This is a genomic window from Frigoribacterium sp. PhB107 (assembly GCF_003751515.1).
GTDB lineage: Bacteria > Actinomycetota > Actinomycetes > Actinomycetales > Microbacteriaceae > Frigoribacterium.
Window position 1 is genome coordinate 169,025 of the sequence record NZ_RJKU01000003.1, and the last position, 14,915, is coordinate 183,939.

Here is a 14,915-nt window from a genome sequence, read left to right on the forward strand (position 1 = left end):
CCCTGGTGAGCGGTGAACACCAGCGTGCGGGGACGCACGACCGGCAGGGCCGCGTCGACGGCGACCTCGTCGATCGTGAGGCGCGGGACCAGTCCCGGGTCGACGCCGTCCTCGACGACTTCTTCCGGCTGGCCAAGCGCCGGGCCGAGTCGGTCGGCTACCGCTACGTCGACCTCTGGAAGGTCCTCGAGCGCAACACGAGCGGTGGCAAGCGCTTCCGCCCTCGCATGGTCTTCACCACGTACACGGCCCTCGGCGGCCGCGACGACGAGGCCGCGGCCCGCGTCGGCGCCGCCTTCGAGCTGCTGCACACCGCGCTGATCGTCCACGACGACGTGATCGACCGCGACTTCTCGCGCCGCGGCATCCCCAACGTCAGCGGCAGCTACCGCGACGAGGCGACCACGGCGGGCATCCCCACGCCGACCGCCGAGCACCGCGGCATGTCGGCCGCGGTCATCGCCGGCGACCTCGCGCTGACGGGTGCGAGCCGCCTCCTGCTGCAGGTGCCCTGCGACGGCCCGGTCCAGGCGCGCCTCCTCGACCTGCTCGACGAGGCCGTGTTCGTCAGCGCCGGCGGCGAGATGATCGACGTCGAGCTCTCGCTCTCGGACGACCTGCCGACCGTCGACGAGATCCTCGACATGGAGCGCGCGAAGACCGCCGTCTACTCGTTCGAGGCGCCGCTGCAGGCCGGCGCCGTGCTGGCCGAGGCGCCGGAGGCGGTGGTCAGGGCCCTGGGCGAGTTCGGCCGCGAGGTCGGGGTCGCGTACCAGGTCGTCGACGACCTGCTCGGCGTCTTCGGCACGCAGTCCGACACCGGCAAGACCACGCTCGGCGACCTCCGCGAGGGCAAGCGCACGGTGCTCGTCGCGCACGCGGCCACGACCAGCGACTGGTTCGGCATCCGCCCCTTCATCGGCAAGGCCGACCTGTCCGAGGCCGAGGCCGAGGTCGTGCGCGGCCGCCTCGAGGCCTGCGGCGCCCGGCGCTTCGCCGAGCAGCTCGTCGAGGACCATGCTCGACGCGCGCTCGAGGTGCTCGACGGGCCCGACGTCGGCGAGGCCCTGCGCGACGCGCTTGCCCCCCTCGTCCAGGTCGTGCTGGAGCGCGTGCGGTGACCGGTCTCTCGCTCTACGACGCGACCGCCGACGGCACCGCGTCCGGCGTCATCCGCCGCTACTCGACCTCGTTCGGGCTCGCCTCGCGGCTGCTCGGCCCCGCCGTGCGCCAGCACGTCGAGAACGTCTACGCGCTCGTGCGGGTCGCCGACGAGGTCGTCGACGGGCCGGCCACGGAGGCGGGCCTGACGGCCGACGAGTCGCGTCGCTGCCTCGATGAGCTGGAGGCCGAGACCGAGCGGGCGATGGCCCAGGGGTTCAGCGCCAACCTCGTCGTCCACGCCTTCGCCCGCACCGCACGGGCGACCGGCTTCGGCCCCGAGCTGACCCGCCCGTTCTTCGAGTCGATGCGCGCCGACCTGAGCGCGAGCGAGCACGACCAGGAGTCGTTCGACCGGTACGTGCACGGCTCGGCCGAGGTCGTCGGGCTGATGTGCCTGCGCGCGTTCCTCACCGGCCACAGCTACCCGGAGTCGACGCGGGCGCTGCTCGACGAGGGCGCCACGCGGCTCGGGGCGGCCTTCCAGAAGGTGAACTTCCTCCGCGACCTCGCGGCCGACTTCGAGCACCTCGGCCGCAGCTACTTCCCCGGCGTCGACGTGACGACCTTCGACGAGGCCACGAAGCGGCGCCTCGTCGCCGACATCGACGACGACCTGCGCGTCTCGGGCGAGGTGATCCCCGTGCTGCCCGCCTCGTCGCGCCGCGCGGTGGCGCTCGCCCACGGGCTGTTCGCCGAGCTGAACCGGCGTCTCGAGGCGACCCCCGCCTCCTCGCTCGTCCGGGCGCGCGTCCGCGTGCCCGACCCCGTCAAGGTGCGGATCGCGCTGCAGGCCACGGCCGGCCGCGTCGCCTCCGTCCCCGACCACCGACCCCCACCTCCTGGAGCCTCCCTGTGACGACCCCCTGGCTGAAGCGCGCCGTCGGCGACACGAGCGTCGAGCGGCACGGCCGCCGGGTCGTCGTGATCGGCGGCGGCATCTCCGGCCTGGCCAGCGCGGCGCTGCTCGCCCGTGAGGGCCACGACGTCACCGTGCTCGAGAAGAACGAGCAGGTCGGCGGTCGCGCCGGCAGCTGGGAGCAGGACGGCTTCCGCTTCGACCTCGGCCCGAGCTGGTACCTGATGCCCGAGGTGTTCGACCACTTCTTCCGTCTGATGGGCACGTCCGCCGACGAGCAGCTCGACCTGGTGCCGCTCGACCCCGGCTACCGCGTGCTCTTCGAGCCCGGCGCCGACGGCACCCGCGAGGAGCCGATCGTCGTGCCGCGCGGCCTCGAGGAGAACATCGCGCTGTTCGACGGCATCGAGCCCGGCAGCGGCGACCGCATGCGCGGCTACCTGCGGTCGGCGCGCGACACCTACGAGCTCGCCAAGCAGCGGTTCCTCTACACGAGCTTCGAGACCGTCGGCCCGCTGCTGCGCGGCGACGTCGTCGTCCGGCTGCCGAAGCTCGGCCGCCTGCTGCTGCAGGACCTGGACGCGTTCGCCTCGAGGGCCGTCAAGGAGCCGCGCCTGCGGCAGATCCTCGGCTACCCGGCCGTGTTCCTCGGGTCGTCGCCGTTCGCGACCCCGAGCATGTACCACCTGATGAGCACGCTCGACCTCGACGACGGCGTGCTCTACCCGCAGGGCGGCCTGACGACGGTCATCCAGCGCATCGCGGCGGTGGCCGAGGAGGCGGGTGTCCGGATCGTCACGGAGGCGCCCGTCACCCGGGTCCTCACGTCGCCCGGGCCCGGACGCTCCGCCGTCGTGCGCGGCGTCGAGCACGGCGACGCCGAGGGCGGGCACCACGTGCTCGAGGCCGACGTGGTCGTCGGGGCGGCCGACCTCGAGCACCTCGAGACGCAGCTGCTGCCCGAGGGCCTGCGCACCTACGACTCCGACTACTGGGCCATCCGCGACCCGGGGCCGAGCGCCCTGCTGCTGTACCTGGGCGTCGAGGGCGAGGTGCCCGAGCTCGAGCACCACACGCTGTTCTTCGCGCGCGACTGGCACGAGAACTTCGACCGCATCTTCGGCGACGACAAGCGGATCCCCGACCCGCCGTCGCTCTACGTCTGCAAGCCGAGCACGGTCGACCCCTCGACGGCGCCCGCCGGGCACACGAACCTCTTCGTGCTCGTGCCGCTGCCCGCCGATCCGTCCCTCGGCCGCGGCGACGTCGGCGGCGACGGCGACCCGCTGATCGAGCGGCTCGCCGACCAGGTGATCGAGCAGATCGCCGACTGGGCCGACATCCCCGACCTCGCGTCGCGCGTCGTGCTGCGCCGCACCCGCGGCCCGCGCGACTTCGTCGACGACGTCAACGCGTGGAGCGGCAGCATGCTCGGCCCGGCGCACACGCTCTCGCAGAGCGCGATGTTCCGTGCCGGCAACACCTCCGAGCACGTGCAGGGCCTCTTCTACGCCGGCGGCTCGGTGCGCCCGGGGATCGGCCTGCCGATGTGCCTGATCAGCGCCGAGATCCTGCTCAAGAACATGCGCGGCGACACGAGCACGGGGCCGGTGGCCGAGCCGGCCGCCGGCGCAGCTACGGTCACGGGCTCGGGGGTCGGCTCGGGCTCCGGGGTCGCGCCCGGCGCGAGCGGCGACGCCTGATGGGCTTCGCGTACCTCGTCGCCCTGCTGATCTCGATCTTCGGCATGGCGATGCTCGACCGGCGCTTCGGCCTGTTCTTCTGGCGAGACGGCTGGCGGGCGTTCGTCACGCTGCTCGTCGGCGTCGTGTTCTTCCTCATCTGGGACATCGTCGGCATCGACGCGGGCGTCTTCTTCCGTGGCGAGACGTCGTTCATGACGGGCGTGCAGCTCGCGCCCGAGCTGCCCCTCGAGGAGGTCTTCTTCCTCGTGCTGCTCTGCTGGCTCACGATGAACCTGCTCGCCGGCTCGCGCCTCGTGCTCGACGCGGTGGAGCGCCGTCGGGCCGCGTCGGCCGCCCTCTCGACGGGCGGTGACCGCGCGTGACGTACTGGGCGATCAACGCGGTCTTCCTCGGGCTCGTGGCCGTGACGGCGGGTGCCGCACTGCTGTTGCGCTGGGCGCGCACCCGGTCGACCCGCGCCTCCTCGACCCACGGCTCGCTCGCCGCCGTCGTGCGCGCCGCCGGGCTCTCGACCGCGGTGCTGCTGGTGATGACCGCCGTCTTCGACAACGTCATGATCGGCGTCGGGCTCGTCGGCTACGACGAGTCGCGCATCAGCGGCGCCTTCGTCGGCATCGCCCCGCTCGAGGACTTCGCCTACGCGGTCGCGGCGCTCGTGCTGCTGCCGAGCGTGTGGACCCTGCTCGGGTCGCGGAGCGAGACGGAGGCCGCGAAGGCCGCGGGGGAGTCGCGTCGCGCCGGCAGCGGGAGCGTGAGCGGCCCCGACGCCAGCACGGCGGACGCCGAGGAGGCGCGGTGACCGCGACCCTGAAGGCCCTGTTCTGGTCCTCCCGGCCCCTCAGCTGGATCAACACGGCGTTCCCGTTCGCGGCGGCGTACGTCCTCACCGCGGCCAGCACGCCGAGCCCGGACGCCGACGCGGGCGGCGCCTACGTCTCGCAGTCGGTCGCCGACGCCGTCGCCGACGGGTCGGCCGCGGTGGTCGTCCTCACCGGGCCGGCCCCTGCCTTCGACTTCTCGCAGGTGGACTGGCTCGTCGCGGTCGTCGGCATCCTGTTCTTCCTCGTGCCCTACAACCTCGCGATGTACGGCATCAACGACGTCTTCGACTACGAGAGCGACCTGCGGAACCCGCGCAAGGGCGGGGTCGAGGGCGCCCTGCTCGACCGGAGCATGCACCGCACGACGCTCTGGGCGGCCGTGCTCACCTGCGTGCCGTTCGTGCTGTTCCTCGTCGCGGTGGGCAGCCCGCTCAGCTGGCTGGTGCTCGCCGTGAGCCTGTTCGCGGTCGTCGCCTACTCGGCGAAGGGGCTGCGCTTCAAGGAGCGCCCGTTCGTCGACTCCGTCACGTCGAGCACGCACTTCGTCAGCCCGGCCGTCTACGGCCTCGTGCTCGCGGGGGCCACCTTCACGCCGGCGCTCTGGGCGCTGCTGGGGGCGTTCTTCCTGTGGGGAGCAGCGAGCCACGCCTTCGGTGCCGTGCAGGACGTCATCGCCGACCGCGAGGGCGGCATCGCCTCGATCGCCACCGTGATCGGCGCCCGGACCACGGTCCGGCTCGCCGTCGTCGCCTACCTGCTCGCGGGCATCCTGCTCACCTTCACCGACGCACCCGGGCCGTTCGCGGCGATCATCCCCGTGGCCTACGCCCTGAACTGCGCGCCCTGGTGGAACATCACCGACGCCGAGGCGGAGGGCGCGAACAAGGGCTGGAAGCGGTTCCTCTGGCTCAACTTCGTGTCGGGGTTCGTCGCGACGATGCTGATGATCGGATGGGTCGCGCTGGCGTAGCCGGCGCCGCCTCCTCGGCCGCCCAGGTCCCCAGCGGAGGGTCAGCCGCCGAGGTTGCCGACGGCCCGCCGCAGCACGCGGAGCGCCGTCGCGCGGTCGTCGGGGCTGACGCCCGCGAAGGCGTCCGCGCCGATGCCGAGCACCACGTCGCGCAGCTTCGCGTGCGCCACCGCGCCCCGCTCGGTCAGCCAGTGACGGCTGGCGCCGAGGGCGTCGGTATCGACCGCCACCCAGCCGCTCTCGACGAGCTCGCCGAGGTCGTCGACCAGCGACTGGTCGTCGTCGGCCGGCCCCTCCGACGACGCGGTCGAGCCGCTCGCAGCCGCGAGGGACTCGTCGGCGCCAGGCTGGACGCCGCGCTCGAGGGCCTCGAGCACCTGCCACTGACGGCGCGTCACGCCGTGCTCGTCCAGCGCCTCGGCGAACCGCTGGTCGAGCAGCCGCTCGACCCGGGTCAGCCACCAGCCGACCGGCCTGTCGTCGGCACTCTCGTCGTCGCGCGTCGGCTGGTCGTCCTCGGCCCCGGGCGCAGCCGTGCGCGGGTCGTCGTCGGAGCTCCGTCGGTCCATGCGCGGCATCGTACGCCCGACGTTCACCTTGTCGAAAGGTGCGCGCCCTAGCGTCCGCAGGGTGAGCTCGCGCGCGCCCCGGACCACCGCCTCCTCGTCCCGGCGTTCCCCGGGGACCACGCCCGGTCCCGACGGGGGCGGCGGCTCCGCCGCCCGTCTCCGCGACGGCGTGCGGCACCTGCGCGGGGTCTGGAGCGTGTTCCGTCAGCAGCCCCGCGCGATCTGGTGGACCTTCGTCGCCCTGCACGCCGCCGTCTTCGTCGCCCTGACGCCGCTGATGCTCCGAGGAGGCGCGGAGGGCGACCTGCCCCTGTACCGCACCTGGGCCACCGGCGCCCTCAGCGAGGGCCGCTGGCCCGTCATGGACTTCGCCTGGGTCTACCCGGCCGGCGCGCTGCTGCCCGTCGTGCTGCCGAACGTCCTGGGGGAGTCGCTCTACCAGCTCGTCTGGCTCCTCCTCGTGACGGCCGCGAACGCCGCGTCGCTCTGGCTGCTCACCGACCGCGGGCGCCGCACGGTCGACGCCCCGGCGGCGTGGTGGTGGCTGCTCGTGCTGTTCCTGCTGAGCCCGGTGGCGTTCCTCCGGCTCGAGGCCTTCAGCGCGCCTGCCGTGGTCGCGGCCCTCCTCCTGCTCGGCACGCGGCCCCGGGTGGCCGGCGCACTGCTGGCCGTGGCGACGTGGGTCAAGGTCTGGCCGGCGGCCGTCATCGCGGCCGTCGTGGTCGCGAGCCGGGGACGCGCGACGGTCGTGCGGGCGTGCCTCTGGGTGACGCTCGTCGTCGTCGCGGTGGTCGCCGTCGGCGGGGGCCTGGCGTCGGTCGACAGCTTCGTCACGATGCAGTCGGACCGGGCGCTGCAGCTCGAGGCGCCGCTCGCGACCCCGTGGCTGTGGATGGCGATGCTGGGGGTGCCGGGCGCCTCCGTGTACGAGAACGTCGGGCTCGCAACCCGCGAGGTGATGGGGCCGGGCGACACCTGGGCGGTGCACGGCAGCACGCAGGCGATGGGCGTCGTGATGGTCGTGCTCGTCGGGCTGCTGGCGGTCGCGGCGGCCGGGCGCGCCCGGGCCGGGCGTGCGGGCGCTGCGCCTGAGGGTGTCGGGAGCGCGGGGGCCGGGCCTGCGGGGGCCGAGCCTGCGGGGGCCGGGCCTGCGGGGGCCGGGCCTGCGGGGGCCGACGGGGCCGCCCTCGCCGGGCACGAGTCCCGCCTCGTCCTGCTCGGGGCCCTGACCCTGGCGATCACGCTGATCGTCTTCAACAAGGTCGGGTCGCCCCAGTACGTCCTGTGGATCGCGCCGGTCGTCGCGGCGGGCCTGTGGGCGGACGCCGCCGCGTTCCGCGCCCCGGCGAGGATCGTGGCGTGGGCAGCCGGGCTGACGACGCTGGTGTTCCCGGTGCTCTACCTGCCGTTGATCGACCTGGACCCGGTCGCCGTGGCGGTGCTCGGTGCGCGCAACGTGCTGCTGGTCGGGCTCTTCGGCTGGTGCGTGCTGCGCCTGGTCGAGGAGGCGCTCGCCGCATGGGGCCGTGAGCTCCCGCCCCGCTGGTGGTCGCGACGGGTGCGGTCCGTCGCCGTCGCCGTCCCCGCGGCCGTCCTGGCCGACACGACCTCCGCCTCCTCGGCCTCGTCCCTGTCAGCCGTCCACAGCCGGGGCGCTCGCCGCCCCTCCTGAGGTGCGTCGTTGTACCCCTGGCCGCGCCTCGGTACTGGGAATCTGGTCTGTGCCCGGGGGTCTGTGCCAGCGTTGGTGTCCTGGGCCGCTGGGGCCCGGTCGACCTCGAACTGAATGGAGCACTCATGAAGGGCAAGATCCTCTTCGTCGCCGGAGCAGCTGTGGGCTACGTGCTGGGAGCACGTGCCGGACGCGGTGCCTACGTCAAGATCAAGTCGCAGGCCGAGAGCCTGTGGGAGAACCCCTCCGTGCAGAAGACGGTCCACCAGGCCGAGGACTTCGTGAAGGAGAACGCCCCCGTCGTGGGCAAGAAGCTGCAGGGCGCCGCCGGCGACGCGGCCTCGAAGGCCAAGTCCGTCGCCTCGAAGGCGTCGGACAAGGCCGACGACGTCGCTGACTCCGCCAAGACCCGCGCCGAGAGCGCCGGCTCCGACAGCGAGGGCGCCGCGAAGCTGCCCGGGGTGAACGTCGGTGAGTGACCTCAAGGCACCGGAACAGAGCACCAAGAAGTCGCTCGGCTCGCTGCTCGGCAGCCTGCCCGAGCTCATCTCCCGTCTCATCAGGGGCGAGATCCAGCTCGCGAAGACCGAGCTCGTCACCAAGCTGAAGGAGGCGGGGGTCGGCGCAGGACTGCTGGTCGGCGCCGCGCTCTTCGGCTTCTTCCTCCTCGCCGTGCTGATCACCGCCGGCGTGTTGGGGCTCGCCACCGTGGTGGCGCCGTGGCTCGCTGCCCTGATAGTGGCGGCCGTGCTGCTGGTGGTCACCGGCGTGCTCGCGCTGCTGGGCGTCAAGGCGCTCAAGAAGGGCGTGCCGCCCGTGCCGCAGCAGGCCGTCGACAGCGTGAAGGCCGACGTGGCCGCGCTGAAGGGGACCAGCACGAAGAGCACGAGCACGAAGGGCACGAGCGACTGATGGGCGACGAGAAGAGCGACCAGAAGCCCGGCCCGCGCGAGGGCGCGAGCATCCCCGAGATCGAGCTGGACATCGCCCGCACCCGCGAGCAGTTCAAGGAGACCCTCGACGCCATCGAGGACAAGCTGAGCGTGCCCGCCCACGCCCGGCGCCTCAAGGCGAGCGTCAAGCGCCGCCTCGACGACGACCCGGCCCCCGTGGTCGCGGCCGCAGCCGCCGGCGTCGCCGGTGCGGCAGCCATCGTCGCCGGCATCGTCAAGATCACCCGCCGCTGACGGCAGCGTCGGGGCGACGAGGGCTCACGCCCCCCTCGTCCCGGCGCACTGTTCACCCGGGGGCCAGGACGGACGGCCCTCACGACAGACCTGTTCGGCACCACCTGCCGGGCGAGCACCACCAGGACAGGAAGACCACGACCATGGCGCAGAGCAGCTCCGCCCGAGAGCAGACCGCACCCGACCCGGACGACGCGCGCAAGCCCGACAGCCCCGACGACCTGCACAAGCGGTCGTGGGGCTACGTCCTCAAGAAGACCCTGCGCGAGTTCGGCTCCGACCAGTGCACCGACCTCGCCGCCTCGCTGACGTACTACGCCGTGCTCGCGATCTTCCCCGGCCTGCTCGCCGTGGTCTCGTTGCTCGGCATCTTCGGCCAGGCCGGGCCGACGACCGACGCCGTCCTGCAGCTGCTCTCGCAGCTCGGCAGCGACTCGATCGCCCAGACCCTGCGCGGTCCCATCCAGGAGCTGATCGGCTCGCAGGCCGCGGGGTTCGCCTTCGTCGCCGGTGTGCTCGGCGCCCTCTGGTCGGCGTCCGGCTACGTGGGCGGCTTCGGCCGCGCCATGAACCGGATCTACAACATCGACGAGGGGCGTCCGATCTGGAAGCTCCGTCCGACCATGCTCGCCATCACGGCCTTCACCGTGGTGCTGATCGTCGTCGCGGGGCTGATCCTCGTGCTGAGCGGCGACGTCGCCGAGACCGTCGGTGACGTGATCGGCCTCGGTTCGACCGCCGTCTTCGTCTGGGGCATCGTCAAGTGGCCCGTGCTGCTGGTCATCGTGGTGGTGGTCGTCGCTGTGCTCTTCTACTTCTCGCCCAACGTGAAGCAGCCGAAGTTCCGCTGGATGAGCTTGGGCTCGCTCCTCGCCATCCTCATCTGGATGATCGCGAGCGTCGGCTTCGGCTTCTACGTGGCCAACTTCTCCAACTACAACAAGACGTACGGCTCGCTCGGTGCCGTCATCGTGTTCCTGCTCTGGCTCTGGATCACGAACCTCGCGTTGCTCTTCGGCGCCGAGTTCGACGCCGAGATCGAGCGCGGCCGCGAGCTGCAGGCCGGCATGAAGGCCGAGAAGGACATCCTGCTGCCGCCTCGCGACACCGCCCAGAGCGACAAGAAGCAGGCCGTCGCCGCCCAGGACGAGCTCGACGGCATGCGCCTGCGCCAGGCCGCCGCCGAGTCGATCGAGCGGCAGGAGGCGGAGGAGGAGCGCGAGGGGAACGGCCGTCGAGGCGACGATCACGCGGACGCCGACTCCGACGACCTCGACCGGGCCAAGGCCGAGGACGACGCCGCCGACGACACGGCGAAGGCCGAGGCCAAGGCGAAGCGCAAGGCCGACAAGGCCGAGGCGAAGGCCGCCGCGAAGGATCGCGACTGAACCCGGCACACACGCACGCACGAGGCCCCGACGACGTCAGTCGTCGGGGCCCCGTGCGTGCGTCCACGCGGGGTCGTGCGCCCTAGAAGCTGAAGCCGAGCTCGCGGGGGTAGTCGCCGCGGGCGGTCAGCTGCTCGGCGGCGTCGCGCAGGTGCGACAGCGTCAGGCCCATCGTCATCGGGCCGAAGCTGACGCGCGAGACGCCGAGCTCGGCGAGGCGCGCGAGCGGCACCGAGTCCGGCCCCGAGATGACGCTGACCTTGCCGTGGATCTCGTCGAGTGCGCGCGAGACGAGGTCCTCCGTGCCCAGGCCGAGCACGAACGCGCAATCGGCACCGGCGTCGAGGTAGGCGTTCGCACGACGGACGGCGTCGTCGAAGAGCGAGGGGTCGCCGGCCAGGGCGTCCACGCGGGCGTTGATGACGATCGGCACGCCGGCGCGGTCGCCGGCCTGACGGGCGGCCGCGACTTTGGACACCTGGGTGTCGATGTCGTAGAGCTCCGTCTTGGACTTGCCCGTGCTGTCCTCGAGGTTGAGGCCGGCGGCGCCCTCCTCGATCAGGCGCCACACGTTGTCGAGCGTGCCGGCCGCGTCGGTCGCGTAGGCCTTCTCGAAGTCGACGGAGACGGGCAGGTCGACCGCGCGGATGACGAGCCGGACGGCGTCGAGCATTTGGTCGACGTCGAGCCCCTCGCCGTCCTCGACGCCGTGGGCCTCGCTGATCGAGTGCGACGCGGTGGCGAGGGCCCTGACCCCCGGGGCGCCCGCGACGACGCGGGCGGTGATGCTGTCCCACACGTTGGTGACCACGAGCGGGTCGCCGGGCACGTGCAGCGAGCGGAGCAGGTCGGCCTTCGCGGCCGTGGAGGAGATCGACATGCTCCCAGCCAACCGCACCCGCGCCTCCTGCGCCATCAGGGGACGAGGAGGTGCGCGTGCGGTGCGCGCCCCGGCCGGCTCAGCGGCCGGCCCGGTCTCGTGTCGGCGGCGGGGCGGCTCAGCGGCCGGCCCAGTCCCAGGTGCCGGTGAGGCTCGTGAGCGTGCGCTCGGTCGCCGCGGCGCGAGCGGCGGCGGACGCGCCGCCGGCCGAGCCGTAGCCGAGGTCCGTGTCCGTGTCCGTGTCCGTGTCCGGTCCGACGGTCACGAGGGTGAGCGAGGAGGTGCCGGTCGCGTCCGCGGGGGACCACGCGACGACCACGGCGGCGGGCGTGCCGAGATCGTCCCCGGTCGCGAGCCGGACGAGGGCGGCGGGCTGGCCGTCGAGCGTGGTCTGCTCGGGCGCGCCGACGACCGTGCCGACGCCGGGCAGCCAGCTCGGACGCAGGGCGGCGACGGCGTCGGCGACGCGGTCGGTGCTCGTCGCGGAGACGAGGCCCGCGGCGACGGCGGCGGGCACGGTCACGACCTGCACGGGCGTGACGGCGGTGTCGTCGGCCACGCCGAAGGACGTGGCGCAGGCGTCGGCGTCGCTGTCGTCGCCGGACACCCGGGCGTCGTCGGGGAGCGAGAACGACCAGCACGGGGTCGTCACGGCGGCGGGGTCGGCGGCGCCGTCGCCGTCGTCGTACCCGTCGCCCTGGCCGGGGCCGTACGGGTCGCCGTCGAGGCCCTGCCCGGTGTCCCCGCCGTACCAGCTGCTCGCGGCCTCGTCCGCGAGGCGGGCCCCGACGGGCACGGCCACGACGAGCACGGCCACCACGGCGACGTTCGTCACGGCGGCGAGACCCGACAGCGCCAGGCCGGTGACGCCGAGGCCGAGACCCGACTGCGCCCGACGACGGCGCACCAGCGCGACGACCCCGAGGGCGACGCCGACCAGCGCGACCAGCAGGCCGACCACGGGCACGAGCCCGACGAGGAACGCGCCGATGCCGACGACGAGGGCCGCGATCGCCCAGCCGCTCGCGCCGCTGAGGGCCGGCGGCTGCCCCGGTCCTGCGGGCTGCGCCGGTCCTGCGGGCTGCGCCGGCTCTGCGGGTTGCGCCGGTCCTGCGGGCTGCGCCGGCCCTGCGGGCTGGGCCGGTCCTGCGGGCTGCGCCGGCCCTGCGGGCTGGGCGGACTGCGCCGGCGGGGCGAGGGGTGCGTCAGGTGCGGAGCGGCCGAGCTCCTCGGTCGCGTGTCGGTCGGCGTCGTCGGTGCCCTCGGCAGGTGTGCGGTCGTCGGTCATGCTGTCTCCTCGCGTGCGCGACCGGCGTCCACCGGCCCGTCCTCGACGCTACGGAGCTGCGCCTCCTCGGTCGTCCGTCGCCGGTGGCGCGGGTGCGGTCCTGCAGGATGACCCGCGCCTCCTGCGCCGTCGCCCGTGCGGATGACCTGCGCGGACGCATCACGAAAAGACCCCTCGGACCCGCGCACGCCCTCGCTCGCGCCGAGGGGTGCGCGCGGGTCCGAGGGGTCAGGACGGGCAGTGCGCGGGCAGCGGCAGCGCCAGCGGCCGCAGCGGGGGGCTAGTCGCGGCGCAGCACGAGCTCGTCGAGCGACAGGCGGACGCGCGGCGCGGTCTCGCGCTCGGCCAGCGCCTCGATCAGCTTGTCGGCCTCGTCGACGACGCCGACGGCGGTCACGGTGACCGGCTTCAGGTTCGCGGGCAGGTCGAACGCCGCCACGAGCTTGTCCCACTCGACGCCGGCCATCTGGTGCGTGTGGAAGCCCTCCGCGTGCGCCTGGACGCTGAGGTGCGCGACGGCCTGGCCCAGGTCGTACTCGGCGGTCGGACGGTCGTCGCCCTCGACGGTCGAGGTCTCGGCCAGCGCGACGACCAGCGCGGAGGCGTTGCCGGCCCACATCGCGTTGAAGCTGAGGAGGGCGCCGACGATCGTGTCGAAGGTCTCCGTGCCGCGGCGGGCGACGACGAAGCGGCGGGGCTGGTGGTTCTGCGCCGAGGGAGCCCAGCGGGCGGCCTCGAGCAGGGCGTCGAGCTGCGCGTCGCTGATCGTCGCCGTCGGGTCGAACGAGCGGGGGCTCCAGCGCTCGTCGAGCAGGTCGACGATCGGCACGCTGGTCTCGGCGGTGCGGACGGTGGAGGGGGCTGCGGAGGTGGTCTCGGAGATCGACACGGTGAACCGGCTTTCGTGGTGGTGGTGAGGGGACGGCCGGCGCGACGTCGGGCCGCTGGGGTGAACCGTTGCCCTGCACGCAAGATTCCCGGCCCGCGGTGCTCCCGTGTCGGTGGTCGCCGCCAAGATGAGGACTCACGAGGGGAGAGACATGGACGGCGCGGGCGCGGCGAACAGGTTCGGGAGCGAGACGGGCGAGGTGGTCCTCGACGCTGTGATGAGATGGCGGGAATGGGTGCACCGACGGGTCGAGAGTGTCCAGCCCCTCGACGGCGATCGGGGGCGCATCCGCCACTCGATCGACTGCACGCCACCACCTGACGCACGGCTCGCCTACGAGCCTCGCGAGCGAAAGCGACGCCTCAGCAGAGTAGAGGGGGACGCGATCGTGCCTCTGGCGATGGTCGCGAAAGGACCGATGCGACACCTCGACGCGACGGGCAGTGACGGGCGCGCGCTGCCCCTGCTCACGATGAACGACGGGCAGGCGATCGCTTTCTCAGTCCTCACCTGGGCTCTGGGTCGCGAGGGCATCGCCACCAGCTCGGCAGTCAACCGTGCACTCCGAGCCATCGTCGGCCCTGAGGGCCCGCGTCTCGAGGCTGCCATCGAGTCGCTTGCCGAGGACGGCACCTGGGCGGGCGAGCAGCTGTGGCGCGGTCATCAGCTGAGTGTCGAACTGGGCGACCTGCTCCGCGACCTCGGACGCAGCTTCCTGCTGGTCGCTCTGGTGCCGGCTGCGCACCTGGGGCGACGCCAGATCCTCAAGTTCTCGTTCCACTGGGAGGTCCGGCCGCCCGTCGACACGTCCCCGCTGACGCGGCTCGCTCGCCCGCTCGTCGCGTTCGGTCTCACGACGGCGACGCTCACCGTGCCCATGATGAACGCCTCTGACGCTGAGTCCTACCATCTCGAGTTCCGCACGCCGCCCGAACTCGACTGCGTGGCTCTCACTCTTCTCGGGGGTGCCTCCCCCACGGCACGCGACGTGGGCGGCGAAGCCGTGGCACATGCGCACGGTCGATTCGAGACAGGTCACGCGTCGACGGCCGAGGTCGAACTCCGGGTCCGACGTCGGGGGGCATGGCGACTGACATGGGCGGCTGCTCTGGTGACTTCGGCCATCTCGGTCTTCGCCGTCGCCTTGCCAGGCGCCGCGTCCGTCCTCCGAGACAGCGAGAACGGAGGCTCCGCGCTCATGCTGGCCGCGCCGGCGTTGTTGATCGGTCTGGCAGCCGCGCGCAGGGAGAGCTCCCTCTCGTCCTGGATGCTGAGCCCGCTCCGTTCCGTCAACGTCGCTTTCGCCCTTGGGCTCTTCGCGATGGCGGGCAGCATCGTCGGTGGTCTCGTGGCTCCGTGGATCGACGTCCTCTGGTGGACCGTGGCCAGTGTCTCCACGGTCGTGGCTCTCCTCCTCACGGTCGCGAATCGAGTGAGAGCGTCCGGTGTTCCTCCTGTGCGGCCGGGGTACTCTGGGACCGACCGACAGGCAAGCGACGAGGGAGAACGACATGTCCGCAGCTGA

At 73.1% G+C, this 14,915-nt stretch carries 16 protein-coding genes; 12 read left to right on the forward strand and 4 right to left on the reverse strand.

Annotated features, from left to right (window positions below; translation table 11 throughout):
- Window positions 1–5 precede the first annotated feature (5 nt).
- From EDF18_RS14355 to EDF18_RS14380, 6 genes are read left to right on the forward strand one after another with little or no spacing between them, the layout of a single operon-like run.
- Window positions 6–1,121, forward strand: a complete 1,116-nt coding sequence (locus EDF18_RS14355; RefSeq protein WP_123548502.1) for a polyprenyl synthetase family protein — start codon at window positions 6–8, stop codon at window positions 1,119–1,121.
- Complete coding sequence (locus EDF18_RS14360) at window positions 1,118–2,020, forward strand: phytoene/squalene synthase family protein (protein ID WP_123548503.1); 903 nt, start codon at window positions 1,118–1,120, stop codon at window positions 2,018–2,020. Before EDF18_RS14355 ends, EDF18_RS14360 begins: the two co-directional genes overlap by 4 nt.
- Window positions 2,017–3,723 (forward strand): phytoene desaturase family protein, encoded by a 1,707-nt coding sequence (gene crtI, locus EDF18_RS14365; protein ID WP_233569184.1) that lies wholly within the window; start codon window positions 2,017–2,019, stop codon window positions 3,721–3,723. The genes EDF18_RS14360 and crtI overlap by 4 nt, the downstream gene beginning before the upstream one ends.
- The gene (locus EDF18_RS14370) at window positions 3,723–4,088 is read left to right on the forward strand and encodes a lycopene cyclase domain-containing protein (protein WP_123548504.1); all 366 of its coding nucleotides are present in this window, start codon (window positions 3,723–3,725) and stop codon (window positions 4,086–4,088) included. The genes crtI and EDF18_RS14370 overlap by 1 nt, the downstream gene beginning before the upstream one ends.
- Window positions 4,085–4,525: a lycopene cyclase domain-containing protein gene (locus EDF18_RS14375; RefSeq protein ID WP_123548505.1), complete on the forward strand. Its 441-nt coding sequence runs from the start codon at window positions 4,085–4,087 to the stop codon at window positions 4,523–4,525. The genes EDF18_RS14370 and EDF18_RS14375 overlap by 4 nt, the downstream gene beginning before the upstream one ends.
- Window positions 4,522–5,517 (forward strand): prenyltransferase, encoded by a 996-nt coding sequence (locus EDF18_RS14380; protein WP_233569185.1) that lies wholly within the window; start codon window positions 4,522–4,524, stop codon window positions 5,515–5,517. Before EDF18_RS14375 ends, EDF18_RS14380 begins: the two co-directional genes overlap by 4 nt.
- 41 nt (window positions 5,518–5,558) lie before the next feature.
- On the opposite strand, the gene EDF18_RS14385 is transcribed toward EDF18_RS14380, so the two are convergent.
- A complete protein-coding gene (locus tag EDF18_RS14385; protein ID WP_123548506.1) occupies window positions 5,559–6,086 on the reverse strand; it encodes a MarR family winged helix-turn-helix transcriptional regulator in 528 nt (175 codons plus the stop codon).
- Between the two features lie 61 nt (window positions 6,087–6,147).
- On the opposite strand from EDF18_RS14385, the gene EDF18_RS14390 reads away from it, so the two are divergent.
- The 5 genes from EDF18_RS14390 (at window position 6,148) to EDF18_RS14410 (ending at window position 10,333) form a co-directional block, all read left to right on the forward strand.
- Window positions 6,148–7,758: a glycosyltransferase 87 family protein gene (locus EDF18_RS14390; protein ID WP_158614696.1), complete on the forward strand. Its 1,611-nt coding sequence runs from the start codon at window positions 6,148–6,150 to the stop codon at window positions 7,756–7,758.
- A gap of 125 nt (window positions 7,759–7,883) precedes the next feature.
- Window positions 7,884–8,237, forward strand: a complete 354-nt coding sequence (locus EDF18_RS14395) for a YtxH domain-containing protein (protein ID WP_123548508.1) — start codon at window positions 7,884–7,886, stop codon at window positions 8,235–8,237.
- A complete protein-coding gene (locus tag EDF18_RS14400; protein ID WP_123548509.1) occupies window positions 8,230–8,670 on the forward strand; it encodes a phage holin family protein in 441 nt (146 codons plus the stop codon). Before EDF18_RS14395 ends, EDF18_RS14400 begins: the two co-directional genes overlap by 8 nt.
- Window positions 8,670–8,945, forward strand: a complete 276-nt coding sequence (locus EDF18_RS14405) for a DUF3618 domain-containing protein (RefSeq protein WP_123548510.1) — start codon at window positions 8,670–8,672, stop codon at window positions 8,943–8,945. The genes EDF18_RS14400 and EDF18_RS14405 overlap by 1 nt, the downstream gene beginning before the upstream one ends.
- A 143-nt stretch (window positions 8,946–9,088) precedes the next feature.
- A complete protein-coding gene (locus EDF18_RS14410) occupies window positions 9,089–10,333 on the forward strand; it encodes a YihY/virulence factor BrkB family protein (RefSeq protein ID WP_199732458.1) in 1,245 nt (414 codons plus the stop codon).
- Window positions 10,334–10,415: 82 nt separating this feature from the next.
- On the opposite strand, the gene EDF18_RS14415 is transcribed toward EDF18_RS14410, so the two are convergent.
- The 3 genes from EDF18_RS14415 to EDF18_RS14425 form a co-directional block, all read right to left on the reverse strand.
- Window positions 10,416–11,213 (reverse strand): isocitrate lyase/phosphoenolpyruvate mutase family protein, encoded by a 798-nt coding sequence (locus EDF18_RS14415; protein WP_123548511.1) that lies wholly within the window; start codon window positions 11,211–11,213, stop codon window positions 10,416–10,418.
- A gap of 118 nt (window positions 11,214–11,331) precedes the next feature.
- Window positions 11,332–12,501, reverse strand: a complete 1,170-nt coding sequence (locus EDF18_RS14420; RefSeq protein ID WP_123548512.1) for a DUF4190 domain-containing protein — start codon at window positions 12,499–12,501, stop codon at window positions 11,332–11,334.
- Between the two features lie 280 nt (window positions 12,502–12,781).
- Window positions 12,782–13,384: a nitroreductase family protein gene (locus EDF18_RS14425; protein WP_123548603.1), complete on the reverse strand. Its 603-nt coding sequence runs from the start codon at window positions 13,382–13,384 to the stop codon at window positions 12,782–12,784.
- A gap of 118 nt (window positions 13,385–13,502) precedes the next feature.
- On the opposite strand from EDF18_RS14425, the gene EDF18_RS14430 reads away from it, so the two are divergent.
- Entirely contained in the window at window positions 13,503–14,915 is a 1,413-nt protein-coding gene (locus tag EDF18_RS14430; RefSeq protein WP_148050105.1) for a hypothetical protein, read from the forward strand.

What these genes read in the sequence shown, in the direction of transcription:
- EDF18_RS14370 (WP_123548504.1), top strand. Translation starts at nt 3,723, where the DNA reads ATGGGCTTCGCGTACCTCGTCGCCCTGCTGATCTCGATCTTCGGCATG.
- EDF18_RS14385 (WP_123548506.1), bottom strand. Translation starts at nt 6,086, where the DNA reads ATGGACCGACGGAGCTCCGACGACGACCCGCGCACGGCTGCGCCCGGG.
- EDF18_RS14395 (WP_123548508.1), top strand. Translation starts at nt 7,884, where the DNA reads ATGAAGGGCAAGATCCTCTTCGTCGCCGGAGCAGCTGTGGGCTACGTG.
- EDF18_RS14405 (WP_123548510.1), top strand. Translation starts at nt 8,670, where the DNA reads ATGGGCGACGAGAAGAGCGACCAGAAGCCCGGCCCGCGCGAGGGCGCG.
- EDF18_RS14410 (WP_199732458.1), top strand. Translation starts at nt 9,089, where the DNA reads ATGGCGCAGAGCAGCTCCGCCCGAGAGCAGACCGCACCCGACCCGGAC.
- EDF18_RS14415 (WP_123548511.1), bottom strand. Translation starts at nt 11,213, where the DNA reads ATGTCGATCTCCTCCACGGCCGCGAAGGCCGACCTGCTCCGCTCGCTG.
- EDF18_RS14420 (WP_123548512.1), bottom strand. Translation starts at nt 12,501, where the DNA reads ATGACCGACGACCGCACACCTGCCGAGGGCACCGACGACGCCGACCGA.